Origin of the sequence: Kitasatospora sp. NPDC005751, from assembly GCF_040630835.1 — a bacterium.
Classification (GTDB): Bacteria; Actinomycetota; Actinomycetes; order Streptomycetales; family Streptomycetaceae; genus Kitasatospora.
Genome location: NZ_JBEXYC010000012.1, coordinates 1 through 13834, shown reverse-complemented (window position 1 = coordinate 13834; position 13834 = coordinate 1). Strand labels below are relative to the sequence as shown.

Annotated in this window: 12 protein-coding genes; 11 read left to right on the top strand and 1 reads right to left on the bottom strand. The window is 72.9% G+C overall.

Going from position 1 to position 13834, the window contains the following annotated elements; all coding sequences use genetic code 11:
- Positions 1-52 precede the first annotated feature (52 nt).
- On the top strand, positions 53-373 hold the full coding sequence (locus ABZ497_RS14350) for a hypothetical protein (RefSeq protein WP_329488280.1): 321 nt from the start codon (positions 53-55) through the stop codon (positions 371-373).
- Entirely contained in the window at positions 370-1806 is a 1437-nt protein-coding gene (locus tag ABZ497_RS14345) for a PLP-dependent aminotransferase family protein (RefSeq protein ID WP_359805105.1), read from the top strand. The genes ABZ497_RS14350 and ABZ497_RS14345 overlap by 4 nt, the downstream gene beginning before the upstream one ends.
- A gap of 16 nt (positions 1807-1822) precedes the next feature.
- Here the strand turns inward: ABZ497_RS14345 and ABZ497_RS14340 are convergent, their stop codons facing one another.
- Complete coding sequence (locus ABZ497_RS14340) at positions 1823-3100, bottom strand: MFS transporter (protein WP_359805103.1); 1278 nt, start codon at positions 3098-3100, stop codon at positions 1823-1825.
- 87 nt (positions 3101-3187) lie between these two features.
- Between ABZ497_RS14340 and ABZ497_RS14335 the strand changes: the two genes are divergently transcribed.
- The 9 genes from ABZ497_RS14335 (at position 3188) to ABZ497_RS14295 (ending at position 13783) form a co-directional block, all read left to right on the top strand.
- The gene (locus ABZ497_RS14335; RefSeq protein ID WP_352286215.1) at positions 3188-4165 is read left to right on the top strand and encodes an ArsR family transcriptional regulator; all 978 of its coding nucleotides are present in this window, start codon (positions 3188-3190) and stop codon (positions 4163-4165) included.
- A gap of 53 nt (positions 4166-4218) precedes the next feature.
- Positions 4219-5505, top strand: a complete 1287-nt coding sequence (locus ABZ497_RS14330) for an MFS transporter (RefSeq protein ID WP_352286217.1) — start codon at positions 4219-4221, stop codon at positions 5503-5505.
- Positions 5506-5862: 357 nt separating this feature from the next.
- Positions 5863-6564, top strand: coding sequence for a hypothetical protein (locus ABZ497_RS14325; RefSeq protein WP_352286218.1), 702 nt, complete (start codon positions 5863-5865; stop codon positions 6562-6564).
- Between the two features lie 89 nt (positions 6565-6653).
- Positions 6654-7910, top strand: a complete 1257-nt coding sequence (locus ABZ497_RS14320) for an ATP-grasp domain-containing protein (RefSeq protein ID WP_359805101.1) — start codon at positions 6654-6656, stop codon at positions 7908-7910.
- Positions 7903-9144: an ATP-grasp domain-containing protein gene (locus ABZ497_RS14315; RefSeq protein ID WP_359805099.1), complete on the top strand. Its 1242-nt coding sequence runs from the start codon at positions 7903-7905 to the stop codon at positions 9142-9144. Before ABZ497_RS14320 ends, ABZ497_RS14315 begins: the two co-directional genes overlap by 8 nt.
- Positions 9141-9881, top strand: coding sequence for a GNAT family N-acetyltransferase (locus ABZ497_RS14310; protein ID WP_359805098.1), 741 nt, complete (start codon positions 9141-9143; stop codon positions 9879-9881). Before ABZ497_RS14315 ends, ABZ497_RS14310 begins: the two co-directional genes overlap by 4 nt.
- 143 nt (positions 9882-10024) lie before the next feature.
- A complete protein-coding gene (locus ABZ497_RS14305; protein WP_359805096.1) occupies positions 10025-11365 on the top strand; it encodes a hypothetical protein in 1341 nt (446 codons plus the stop codon).
- Positions 11366-11431: 66 nt separating this feature from the next.
- Positions 11432-12652 carry a biotin carboxylase gene (locus tag ABZ497_RS14300; protein ID WP_359805094.1) on the top strand — a complete coding sequence of 407 codons (1221 nt, stop codon included), beginning with the start codon at positions 11432-11434 and terminating at the stop codon, positions 12650-12652.
- A 183-nt stretch (positions 12653-12835) separates the two neighbouring features.
- Complete coding sequence (locus tag ABZ497_RS14295; RefSeq protein WP_359805092.1) at positions 12836-13783, top strand: EamA family transporter; 948 nt, start codon at positions 12836-12838, stop codon at positions 13781-13783.
- The last annotated feature ends 51 nt before the right edge of the window (positions 13784-13834 follow it).

The following is a 13834-nucleotide window of genomic DNA, read 5'->3' as shown; positions in this document are numbered from 1 at the left end:
CGCCCCGACGCGCCCCGGCGCGTGCCGCCACACCGATGAGAGGAAGCCAATGATGACGACACCTCAGATTGATTCGGGCCAGTTCAGCGACGTGATCCCCGGAGTGGTCGACGGGACGGTCACGGCCACGCTCGACGCGGAGGGCAACGTCTCCCTCCACGTCCTGGTCGGCCGGCACGGCCGGAACTCCGAGCGGTGCGACCGCATCGAGTTCATCCTCACCGAGGAGAACGCCCGGCAGCTGGGCGAGATGCTGACCAACGCCACCGCCGCCCGGACCGGTCCGGTGCCCTGCTCGGTGGGCGTCCGGCTGAACTCCCCCTTCAGCGGGACCGAAGCGGACCTCGCCTCCGCCGGTCCGTCGGCGCGTTGAGCTACGCGCTGACGGCCTCCCAGGTCGTGCGGATGCTCGGCGAGTGGAGAGCGGCCGGCCCGGCCTACGCGGACCTCGCGGAGGCCTTCCAGGTGCTGATCTCCGACGGCCGGCTGCCGGCCGGCGCCCGGCTCCCGGCCGAGCGGACCTTCGCCGTCCAGTGCGGGCTCAGCCGCAACACCGTCACCGCCGCGTACCGGATCCTGCGTGAGCGGGGCTTCCTGGCGAGCGACCGCGGGGCGGGCTCGTTCGTCCGGCTGCCGGAGCCCGGCCGGCGGACGCGGGCCCCGTACTCGCTGGCGGCCCGCAGCGCCGGGTCGATCGACCTGGCGGTGGCCTCGCTGCCCGCGCCGGAGGCCGTCCTCGGCACCGCGACCCGGCTGGCCGCCGGTGACCTCGGCCGCTACTCCCACCTGCTCGGCTACGACGTGGCGGGGGTGGCCGACCTGCGCCGGACGATCGCCGAGGACTTCACCCGCCGGGGTGCGCCGACCGACCCCGGCCAGATCCTGGTGACGGCCGGCGCCGACCACGCGCTCGGCCTGCTCATCCGCCTGCTGTCGCGCCCGGGCGAGGCGGTGATGACCGACAGCCCGACGTACCCCAACGTGCTCGACCTGACCAGGGCGCTGGGCCGCCGGCTGCTGACCGTGGGTCTCGGCGCCGACGGCTGGAACACCGACGTCTGGAAGTCCGCGCTGCGCCAGGAGGCGCCGCGGCTGGCCTACCTGATGCCGGACTTCCACAACCCGACCGGCCTGGTGATGCCGGACTCCGCGCGGTCCGCGATCGTCGACGCCTCGCGCGGCTCCGGGACGTACCTGGTGGTGGACGAGGCGCTGCGCGAACTCGCGCTCGACGGCGGCGAGCTTCCGCCGCCGATGGCCGCCTGGTCGACGCCCGATCACGTCATCACCATCGGCACCATGAGCAAGACCTGCTGGGCCGGCCTGCGGGTCGGCTGGATCCGCGCCTCCAAGTCGGTGATCGCCCGGCTGATCGGGCTGCGCAACCTCGTCGACACCGGCAACTCGCTGCTCACCCAGCTCATCGCGCTGCGGGTGCTGGAGGCCGGCGCCGGCCTGCTGCGGGAGCGGCGGGAGCTGCTGCTGGAGCGCCGCCGGGTGCTGGTCGACCTGCTGGCGCGGGACTTCCCCGACTGGCGGTTCACGCTGCCGCACGGCGGGCTCTCGCTCTGGGTGGACCTCGGTGCCAGGCTGGGCTCGCCGCTGGCGCAGGCGGCGGGCCGGCGCGGGCTGGAGATCCTCTCCGGCGGCCGGTTCGGCGTGGACGGCACGCTGGAGAGCCATATCCGGATCCCCTTCGTCGCCGACGAGCGGACGCTGGTCGCGGGCTGCGAGCGCCTCGCGGAGGCCTGGCGGGAGGTCCAGCTGACCGGCCGGGGGAGCCGGCGGACGCAGGCGGCGGCCTGATGCCGGCGGGCCGGCGTCACGGGGCCAGCGCCAGCGGCGCCCCGCCCGCCGGCGCGGGTGCGACCGGCAGTTCGCGCATCCGCCGCAGCGGCGAGAGGAGGACCGGCAGGACGGCGAAGAGCTCGCCGATCACGCCGACCCACATCGCCTGGCGGACGCCGATGCTCTGGCCCAGCACCCCGCCGATCAGCGCGCCCAGCGGCATCGCCCCCCAGACCAGGAAGCGCACCGTCGCGGTCATCCGGCCCAGCAGCGGCTTCGGGCAGAGCTGCTGGCGGAACGCCACCCCGGTGATCTTGAAGGTCATGAAGACCACCCAGCCCAGCGCCTGGAGCGCCAGGGCGACCGCGAACCGCCAGTCGGCCTGGTACATCGGCAGCGCCAGCAGCCAGAGCACCGCGCTGGTGATCATCGCCGCGCACATCGCCGGCCCCTGGCCGAACCTGGTCACGATCCGCACCGTGACCAGGCTCCCGATCAGGCCGCCGACGGCCTCCGCGGTGAACACCAGGCCGCACAGGAACGGCGACAGGTGGAGCTCACCGGCCAGCAGCACCAGCAGCATCGAGGCACCGATGGTGCCGCACATGTTGGAGATCGCCGCGGTCAGCGTGATCGAGCGCAGCAGCCGGTCGCCGAAGACGAACCGCAGCCCCTCGCCGATCTCGGCCCGCAGGCTGGCGTCCGGGTGGATCTCGGGCCGCTCCTCGGGCCGCTTGATCCGGCCCACGAAGAGCGCCGAGAGGACGAAGCTCACCGCGTCGACCACGATCGCGACCGGTGCGGTCAGCGCGCCGACCAGCACCCCGCCCGCGCCCGGCCCGCCGACCTGGATGGTGCTGCGGCTGGCCTCGATCTTGACGTTGGCCTCCACCAACTGGTCGTCCTCCACGAGGTGCGGCAGGTAGCTGCCGTGCGCCGCGTCGAAGAACGCGGTGCAGACCGACATCCCGAAGGCCACCCCGTACAGCTGGAGGAGCGTCAGGCAGTCCAGCCAGGAGGCGATCGGGACGGAGGCGAGCAGGGCGGCCCGGCCGAGGTCGCCGACGACCATCACCCGGCGCCGGCGCACCCGGTCCACCCAGGCGCCGGCCGGCAGGCCGATGAGCAGGAAGGCCAGGTACTCGAAGGTCACCAGCAGGCCCGCCTGGAAGGGCGTGGCCTTCAGCGTGCCGATCGCGACGAGTGGCAGGGCGATGAGCGTGACGGCGGTGCCCGCCTGGCTCACCGAGTCGGCCGCCCAGAACCGACGGAAGTCGGTATGGCGGAGGAGACTGGTGCGAGGCGGCGTCATGGCGGCCAACACCACCACCCTGGAGCCGGAACGGCCATTGTTTTAGTCTGGGCGAAAACCTCGCAGGGGCGGGCGGAGGACGAGGCCATGGGTGAACTGCGGTTCGGCGTGCACGACATCGTCAACATCAGGTTCGCGATCTCGCCGCTCTGGGAGACGGTCGCCAGCCTCCGGGCGGTCGCCGACCCGGGTCGGCACGTGGTCCATCTGCCGTGGATCAGAAGGGCGCTGGCGCTGCGGCAGGACCGCTCGCTGGTCGTTCGCACGGCGGCGCTCTCCGCCTTGCTGCCGAGGCGCGACCACGGGCCGGCCTTCCTGACCCCGTCGCCGCGCTGCCCGCTGGCCGAGATCGAGGAGGAGCTGGCGATCATGCTGGCCACCCCCGCGGAGGAGGTCCGGGCCGGCCTCGACCCGGCCTGCCCGGGCCGGCCCACCCCGCCGTTCGAGCGGCTGCTGGCCGAGGACCCGGAGCGGGCCCTGCCCGAGCTGGCCGAGGCCGTGCACGCCTGGTGGCTGGCGGCGGTGAAGCCGCACTGGCCGCGGATCCGCGCCGTCCTGGAGGCGGACATCGCCCACCGCACCCGCCAGCTCGCCGAGGACGGCATCCAGCAGGTGCTGGGCGGCCTCCACCCGAGCCTGCACTGGGTCGGCGACCGCCTGGTCTCGCCGGACCTCCCGGCCGCCGGGCTCGACCTCGGCGGCGCGGGCATCACCCTCACCCCCAGCGCCTTCGCGGGCCGCTGCCACCTGCTGACCGCCCGTCGGGCCACCCCGCCCGGCGCGGTCTACCCCTCCCGGGCGCTCGGGGTGCTCTGGGAGCGCCGGGAGAGCGCCGGCGACGGTCTGGCCCGGCTGCTCGGCCGCAGCCGGGCCCAGCTGCTGGCCTGCACCGCCTCGCCGGCCACCACCACCCAGCTGGCCGCCCGTACCGGGCTCAGCCTGGGGGCGGTCTCCCAGCACCTCGCGGTGCTGCGCGACGCCGGACTGGTCACCAGCCACCGGTACCGGCGCGAGGTGAATTACACGGTCAGTGACCTGGGGACGGCCCTCTTGCAGCAGGCGTAGTTCCGGGCGGTATCGCGTTGACAGACCGACCGGCCGCGCAGCATGCTCCTCTGGTGTCCCAATCGAGCCCGGCGCCCAAAAAGAGCCTGATTTCCCACCACGATTTCCGGCAACTCTGGGCCGGCCAGTCCATCAGCCAGATCGGCTCGGCGGTCACGCTGCTGGCCCTGCCGTATCTGGCGATCAAAGAGCTGGACGCCACGCCTTTCCAGGTGACACTGCTCACGATGTTCCAGTACCTCGCATTCCTGCTGCTCGGCCTTCCGGCCGGCGCCTGGGTCGACCGAATGCGGCACCGCCGGGTGATGATCGTGGGCGATGTGGGCCGCGCGATTCTGCTCGGCTCCATTCCGGTCGCCCACGCCTTCGACGCGCTCACGCTGACGCAGCTCTACGCCGTCACGTTCGGCACCTCGGTGCTCACCCTCTTCTTCGACGTGGCCTACCAGAGCGTGCTGCCGTCGCTGGTGGCCGACGAGCAGCTGGTCGAGGGGAACGCCAAGCTCGAAGCGACCCGCAAGGTGGCCGAGGTCGGCGGGCCCGGGCTGGCCGGCGCGGTCATCAACGTGCTCAGCGCGCCGCTGGCCATCGCGATCAACTCGGTCAGCTTCCTGGGCTCCGCGTTCTTCCTGACCAGGATCCGCCGGCCCGAGCGGCGCGCCGAGCCCCGCCCGGACAGCAACCTGCGCAAGGAGATGGGCGAGGGCCTGCGCTTCGTGCTCGGCCACCCGATCCTGCGGCCGATCGCCGCCACCGCGACGATCTCCAACCTGTGGGGCACCATCGGCATCTCGCTGCTGGTCGTCCTGCTGGCGGACACCCTGCACCTGTCGGCGCTGCTGGTCGGCCTGGTGTTCAGCGCCGCGGCGGCGGGCGGCATCGCCGGCGCGGTCCTGGCGGAGCGGGTGGTCGCCCGGCTGGGCCAGGGGCCGGCCATCTGGATCTGCATGGTGGCCAGCACGGTCTGCTGGTTCCTCGCCCTCCCGCTGTACCAGGACGACTGGCGGCTCGCCCTCGGCATCGTGCTGCACGGCCTGGGCTGGATCCCGTTCATCATCTACAACGTCACCCAGGTCAGCTTCCGGCAGCGGGTGACGCCCAAGCACCTGATGGCCCGGATGAACGCCACGATCCGCTTCATGGTCTGGGGCGTGGTGCCGATCGGCGCCCTGCTGGCCGGTGTGCTGGCCGAGAAGTACGGAGTCCGGGCGGCGATGTGGGTGGGCGTGGTCGGCGAGCTCTTCGCCGTCCTGCCGGTGGTGGTCTCGCCGCTGCGCTCGATGCGGGAGCTCCCGACGGCGCCGGAGGACGAGCCCGCGGCGGCCCCCGCCACCGTCTGACCTCCGCTTTCCCCGCATTCCCCGGCCGGATGATCTCCGGCCGGGCCGCGGCGGCCCCGCGCCATTCGCGCACGGTTTCTCCGGGCGCCGCCCGATTTCTCCCGCGGGTGGTTTCTCCGGACCCCCGGTAATTTCCCGGCCGGTGGCCGGCTCGATCCGTCGAGCCGGCCACCGGCCTTTTCGCGTCCTGGCACCCGGCGGGGCCATGGTGCCAAGCATGGTGAATTGGCACTGTCCGACCACCGCGCCGGTTGCTAGCGTCCTTATCGACGGGGAATGCGCCATTGAGCCGCACATTCGGAGCAGTATGTGGCGTCTCCCTGGCATGGCAGCGCATTGGTACTAGGAGGAAAACAAGTGGCAGCGGAAACCCTGGACCGCGAGAAGCTCGAAAACCTCGCGGCCGAGCTGATCGAGAAGCAGTTCCAGCGCGTCCCCAAGATGCGCGAGCTGCACGCCGGCGAGTGGACGGACCGGGACTTCTACATCCGTCACATCACCGAGACCGTGCTTCGCATCCGGCTGAACAACGAGGTCGACACCTACGCCCTCTTCAAGGTCGGTTCGAAGGACGACACCCTCGCCGCCCACCTCGCCAAGTACCTGGCGGAGGAGTTCGGCCACGAGAGCATGTTCACCCGTGACCTCTTCAAGTTCGGCCTCACCCAGGAGGACATCGACGCCACCGATGTCTTCCCGTCGACCAAGAAGCTGATGGGTTACCTGCGTCTTGAGGCCGACTCGCGCGGCCCGGCGCCCACGACGGTCTGGGACTGGCTGGTCGAGTGGTACTCCGACCGCTACAACCCGATCATCACGAACAAGGCCGCCGAGGACTTCGGCCGCGAGTTCGTCGCGGGCACCGCGACCCACATCGAGTTCGACGAGTCGCACGACCACGACGAGCTGATGTTCCGTACGGTCGCCCGCGCGGTCGAGGTGTTCGGCACCCCGAAGCAGGCGTACCAGGACCTCACGACCTTCGTGGAGCTCATCGGCGACTACTTCGCCGAGCTCTACGAGCTGACCGTGGGCAGCAAGCAGCCCGCCGGGGTCTGAGTGAGAACGGCACGGGCGCGGCCTCCCGCCGCGCCCGTGCCGGCCGCCCCTGATCATGTCGCGCACCCGTCCGTGAGGGTTGAACACTGATGTCTGAACAACTGCCCGCCTCGCGCGGGCGCGTCCTGATCGTCGAGCCGAGTTCGTCAGGGGTCGCCCTGCTCGCGGAGGCGCACGCGCTCGGTTTCGAGACCGTCGTGGCGTCGGCGGACGTCGACGACCGGCGCCTCCCGGACGCGGCCCGCACCCACGTCGACCGCCTGGTCGTGGTGGACACCAACGACGAGCAGGCGCTGGCCGAGGCCGCCGCCGCGCTCCACGCCGAGCGCCCGCTGGCGGGCATCGTGCCGGGCTTCGAGTTCTACGTGGACACCGTGGCGCGGCTGGCGCCGGCCCTGGGCCTGCCCGGCCTGCGGGCCGACACCGCGCGCGGGCTGCGCAACAAGGCCACCATGCGCCGCCTGGTCGAGGCGGCCGGGCTGCGGGTGCCCCGGCACGCCGAGGCCAACGACGAGCGGGAGCTGCTCGCCGCCGCGGCCCACGTCGGCTACCCGGCGGTCCTCAAGCCCACCGAGTCCGCGGGCAGCATCCACGTCAGCCGCGTCGACTCGCCCGAGCAGCTCCTCGCCGCCTTCCGCAGCCTGCGCGCCGACCACCGCACCGACCTCGGCCGGGTGCTGGACGGCCCGGTGCTGCTGGAGGAGTACCTGGACGGACCCGAGGTCAGCGTCGAGGGGTACGTCGAGAACGGCCGCGCCGTCGTCCTGGCGGTCACCACCAAGATGCTCGGCCCGGAGCCCTACTTCGTGGAGCTCGGCCAGATCATGCCGCACCCGGCGGCCCCGGAGGCCCGGGCGGCCATCGACGCGTACGTCGCCGGCGTCTGCGAGGCGCTCGGCGTGACCCGGGGACCGTTCCACTGCGAGCTGCGGCTGCCGGCGGGGGAGCCGGTCCTGATCGAGCTCGGCGCCCGGCTGGCCGGCCACCGCATCCCGAACCTGGTGGAGGCCGTCACCGGGATCTCCCAGGTGCGGATCATGCTCGCCGGCTACACCGGTCTGACCGCCGAGGAGGTCGGCGCCGAGTCGGCGCCGACCGCCAAGTACGTGGGCATCGCCTGCTTCACCGCCTACGGGCTGACGCGGTACCAGCACATCGAGGGGCTGGACGAGTTGCGCGACCACCCGGACACCCTGGAGGTGAAGCTCTACGTCCGGCCGGGGGAGCCGATCCCGCCGGCCGAGGACTTCCGCTGCTTCCTCGGCCATGTGGTCTACAAGGCCGAGTCGTACGAGGACGCCGCGACGCGCTGGCACGCCGTCCGGGACGAGGTGCGCTTTGTCTAGTCGAGAGATCCCCCAGTACCTGGTCGTCAACCGGTTCGACGACGAGTTCGGCGAGTACCACCGGTTCGTCGAGCCGGGCAGCTGCCGGCTGGCGTACATCACGCTGCCGTGCGGCCTGCCGATCCTGGACGAGGAGAGCGCCCTCGACCTCGTCGTGGTCGACGACCTGGAGATCGGGACGCTGCTGCCGATCGCCCGCCGCCTCGCCGAGCTGCACGGCGGCTTCGACGCGATCGTGGGCCCCTCGGAGTACGACGTGCTCTCCACCGCGCAGCTGCGGGAGGAGCTCGGAGTCCCGGGCTGGCGGCCGGAGTTCGTGACGGCCTTCCGCGACAAGGCCCGGATGAAGGACCTCGTCGGCGGCGCGGGCCTGCGGGTGCCGCGGTTCTGCCGGCTGGACGCGGGCAGCACCGCCGCCGGGATCGCCGCCGAGGTCGGGCTGCCGCTGATCCTCAAGCCCCGGGCCGGCTGGTCGGCGCGCGGTGTGGTGCTGGTCCGCGACGAGGCCGAGCTGGCCGCGCTGCTGGTCGAGCAGGGCGCGGAGCTCGAAGGCTTCGAGTGCGAGGAGTACGTCGAGGGCGCGATCCTGCACGTGGACGGGATCCGCCGGGACGGCAAGTTCCACTTCGTCAGCGCGTCGGAGTACATCAACACCTGCCTGGACTTCCTGACCGGCACGCCGCTCGGGTCGGTCCTGCTCGACCCCGGCGCCCGGCTGGACCGGGTCACCGAGTTCACCGGCGGCTGCCTGGACGCGCTGGACCTCCTCGACGGCCCCTTCCACCTGGAGCTCTTCGACACGCCCGGCGGCGAGCTGGTCTTCCTGGAGGTCGGTCTGCGCCCGGGCGGCGCGGAGGTGCCCTTCGTGCACCGCGACCTGTTCGGCATCGACCTCTTCGCCGAGGCGTTCCGGGCCACCATCGGTCTGCCGCCCGCGGTGCCCGCCGAGGCGCTGCCCGACGGGGTGGCCGGCGGCTGGGTCAGCATTCCCGAACCGCGGCCGTACCCCAGCACGGTGGTGTCCCGCAGCTCGCTGCTGGGCACCGTCGACGAGGTGTACGCGGAGGTCGTCCCCGACGTCGGCACCGTCTTCGACGGCAGCGGCGGGTACGAGCACATCGGCGGCCGGTTCCGGCTGCGCGGCACCGACCACGCCGCCGTGCGGCGCGCGGCGCTCGCCGTGATGGACCGCTACCGGCTGGTGGTCGAGCACGAGGGGCCGGACGCCCGATGACCTCTGCTCTCACCAGTCCGGTCGGGATCCTGATCGCCCGGGGCGGGCCGGACATCGACGAGGTGAAGATCCGCCGGGCCGGCCCCGCGCACCTGGCGGCGGTCCGCGAGCTGACCGGGGCGGCGGGCGCCGCCCTGCCGGTCCGGCCGGAGGCGTTCCACGCCGAGCGGATCGAGGAGTTCTGCCTGATCGAGCAGCTCGGCACGGTGATCGCCTGCGTCGGCGTCCACCGCACCGACGAGGGCGCCGAGCTGTACGACCTGGCGGTGGCGCCGGACCGGCGGGGCATCGGCCTCGGCCGGCTCCTGGTCGCCGCCGTGCTGCTGATGCTCAGCGGCGAGCCGGTGGCGGAGGTCCGGGTGGAGCCGGGGGAGGCCCGGGAGTGGTTCACCGGGCTCGGCTTCACCGAGCTGTCGCCGACCGTGCTGCGCCGGGACACCGCCGGCGGCTACGACGCGCTGGAGACCCTGGGCCGGATCGCCGACCTCCAGATCGAGTTCCAGCGCTCGGGCCGGACGCTGCGCTGGGAGCCGTCCTCCACCGCGCTGCTGATGTTCGCGCAGCGCGGCGGGCTGAAGCCCGAGTCGCTCTGCTGGGCCGGGGTCTGCGGGACGTGTGCCGTCCGGATCAAGCGCGGCACCGTCAGCTACAACACCGACCCGGGCGTCGACCCCGAGGACGACGAGGTGCTGCTCTGCATCACCCGGCCGGTCACCGACCTGGTGCTCGACCTCTGAGCGGACCGTGACCGGCACGGGGGCCGGTACGGGGGCGGCCGCGGCCAGGGGCGCCGGCACCGGGGGTGCCGGCGCCCGTGGGCGGCCGTGCGGGACGCGAGTACGGAAGCGAGTACGGAGAACGTGATGACGGAGAACAGACGATGACCAACCGCGTGACCGAGGCGTACAACGCCGCCTGCAAGATCCCGGGCAACGGCCTGGTCGACGTCATGCGGACGCTGGCGGCGAACCCGGCGATCCCGACCTGGAAGCGCCCCTACCCGCCGCGGCCCAACTTCGTCGAGGAGCGCGAGATCCGCGCGTTCGCCGACGACCTGATGGCCCTGCTGGGCATGCTCACCACGCTGCCCGACCGGCTCTTCGACGGCGACCTGGACCGCTTCCTCGACGCCGTCGGCGTGCACGGCGCCCGCGCCGAGCTGATGCGCCGCCACGCGCACCAGACCCCGGTGGTCTTCGGCCGCGCCGACGTCTACCACGACGGCGACGCGTTCAAGCTGCTGGAGTTCGGCATCGGCAGCGACCTCGGCGGCTGGGACTGGGCCGGCGAGGTGCCGCGCGGCCTGCTGGAGATCGACGCCTTCGCGGCCTTCGCGAAGGAGCACGGCCTCGGTTACGTGCACACCGGCCGCGAGACGGTGCGCACCATCAAGGAGGCCGCCAAGGCCGTCGCGGGCGACCGCGAGCCGGTCGTCGCGATCATCGAGGGCCCGGGCGGCCTGGACACCTTCGGCGCGGCCACCTGGTACAACGTGCACCGCGTGCTGCGCGGCCTCGGCCTGGACCTCCACCTCGGCGAGCTCGACGACCTCCAGGTGAAGGACGGCCGACTGGTGCTGGACGGCCACGTCATCGACGTGGTGTGGCGCGCCTTCGACACCGACCAGCTGCTGGAGGACCCGGCGTTCGTCGAGCTGGCGGAGCCGGTCTTCCGGGCCCACGAGGCGGGCACGGTGCTGCTCTGGCACACCCTGCAGAGCAACCTCTTCGGCGAGAAGGGCTGCATGGCGCTGCTCTCCGACCCGCACTACGCGAGCGGCTTCACGGCCGCCGAGCGGCAGGTCATCGACCGCGCGCTGCCCTGGACGAGGTCCCTCCAGCGCGCCGAGGACCTGCTGGTCCCCGGCCGGCTGGACGACCTGATGGCCCGCCGCGACACCCTGATCCTCAAGCCCAACAACCTCTTCGGCGGGCACGGCGTCGTCGCCGGCTGGGAGACGGCCGAGGACGCCTGGCGCACGGCCCTCACCGAGGGCGCGGCCGCGGGCTGCGTGGTGCAGGAGCGGGTCGTCCCGCGCACCGAGTCCATGGTCGACCCGGCCACCGGCGAGGAGCGGCCCTGGCAGACCCTCTGGGGCGTCTTCTACCAGCCGGACGGCTACGCCGGTGCCCAGGCCCGGGTCGTCCCGGCCGGTTCCACCGAGGTCATCGGGCACCGCTCCATCGACCAGGTCCACACCGGCTCGGTGCTGACGTACTGAGCCGTCCGCGCCGAACCGCCGTACAGAATCAGGATGGGTGAAGTGAGAACGTCGGAAGACCACGGAATGTCACACGTCATCGTGATGAACCGTTGGAAGGACACCTACGCCGACTACGCGGCCTACCTCGACCACACGCGCTGTGCCGTCACGTACATCACCAGCCCGCTCGGGCGCGGGGCCGTCCCCGCGGGCGCGGCCGAGGTCGTGACCCTGGACGACATCCAGGACCTCGCGCAGCTGCGGGCCGCCGTCCTCGCCCTCGCCGAGCGCCACGGCACGCCGGACCGCCTCATCACGCTGAAGGAGGAGGACCTGGAGAACGCCGCCGTCGTCCGGGCCGAGCTCGGGCTCCCGGGGATGCGGCTCGACGAGGTCCTCGCGTTCCGCGACAAGGTCGTCATGGGCGAGCGGATCGCCGCCGCCGGCCTGCCGATCCCGGCCTTCGCCGCGGTCTCCGCGGCCGAGGACATCACCGCCTTCGCCGCCGAGCACGGCTGGGACCTCGTGGTGAAGCCGCGCGACGGCAGCGGCAGCGCCGGCGTCGTGGTGGTCTCCGGCCCGGAGGACCTCGACCGGATCGAGTTCGGCCGCTGGAAGCTCATGGCGCAGGTGCGCAACCCGCACCCGATCTGCCACGTCGACGGCGTGTTCGACGGCGAGCGGCTGCTGGTGTGGCGCGGCTCGCGCTACGTCAACACCTGCCTGGACTTCGCCCAGGGCACCTTCTACGGCTCGATCGAGGAGGCCGATCCGGAGCTGCACCGGATCATCGGCGAGGCCACCGAGCGGTACATGCGCGCCCTCACCGACCGGGCCACCCCGTTCCACCTGGAGCTGTTCCTGGAGGAGACCGGGACCGGGGCCACCTGCTCCTTCCTGGAGACCGGTGCCCGGGTCGGCGGCGCGGAGACGCCGTTCCTCTGGCGCGAGGTGCACGGGTACGACCTGATGAAGGCGGCGTTCCACCTCCAGCTCGGGGTGCCGCTGGAGGAGGGCCCCGACTGGGACACCCAGGACGTCGCCGGCTTCCTGGTGGTGCCGGCGCCCGCGCCCCGGCCGTGCCGCTTCACCCACATCACCTCGATGGTCGGGCGGACGCCGGGTCCGTACGCCGAGTCGCTGGCCAAGGTGGGCGACGTCCTGCCGGTCGCGCACGGCTACGAGCACGTCGGCGGCCGCTTCCGGTTCCGCGGCGCCACCGCCGAGGACGTCCTGGAGTCGATCACCGAGACCTTCAAGGGCTACACCGTCTCGGCGGAGACCGTGGAAGCCGCCGCGGTGTGACGCCGGCTCGGGCGCCCGGTGTCCCGGATCTCCGGCCGCCGCGGCCCGTACATCTCGCGACGGCCTGTCAGGAGGCCCGCGACGTGCGTACGGTGACCGTGGCGGACGGCCGTGGGCCACCCCCCACGGTCGGATCCGAGACCCGAGACCTGCGCCGAGTACCCGCGGAAGGACCACCACCTCATGCCCCCAGCGACCACCACGACGGGCCGTGCTCGGAAGGCACTTCCGGGCACCTACGGCGCCGCCGCCCTCGCCGTCGGCGCGATGATCTGCGTCCAGTCCGGTGCCGCGGTGTCGACCTGGATGTTCCCGACGGCCGGGCCGCTCGGCACCGCCTCGCTGCGGCTCGCCTTCGCGGCCGCGATCATGCTGATCTGGGCCAGGCCCCGGCTGCGCGGGCGCAGCCGGCAGGACCTCCTGCTCGCCGCCGCGCTCGGCGCGGTCAGCGCGCTGATGACGATCTCCTACTTCGTGGCCATCTCCCGGATCCCGCTCGGGGTCTCCAGCGCGCTGGAGTTCCTCGGGCCGCTCGCCGTCGCCGTGGCCGGCCTGCGCCGGCGGATCGACGTGATCTGGCCGCTGCTCGCGGTCTGCGGCGTGCTGGCGCTGACCCAGCCGTGGAACGGCTCGGTCGACCTCGTGGGGCTCGCCTTCGGGGCCCTGTCCGGGGCGGCGCTCGGCGGCTACGTGATCTTCACCCAGCGCGTCGGCGACCGGTTCTCCGGCGTCGACGGGGTGGCCATCTCGCTGTCGGTGGCGGCCCTGTGCGCCGCGCCCTTCGGGCTGGTGCAGGCCGTGCCGGTGCTCACCCCGGGCATCGTGGCCGGGGCGGCCGGGGCCGCGGTGCTGCTGCCGGTCCTGCCGTACGTCCTGGAGATGCTGGCGCTGCGCAAGCTCACCACGGCTGCGTTCGGGACGCTGCTGAGCTTCGAGCCGGGCTTCGCCACGCTGATCGGCTTCGTGCTGCTGCACCAGACCATGAGCCTGCTCCAGCTCGCCGGCGTCGTCTGCGTGGTCGCGGCCAGCCTCGGCGCCGTGCGCCGCGGCGAGCGCACCCCGGAGACGCCCGCCGGCCCCGGATCCGACGCGGCCGTCGTCCCCGCGCCGGAGAAGGCCGCCACCGGCTGACCGGCCGGTAACCCGCACGCGCGTCCGCCCCGGAGTTCTCGTAGTCGAAGA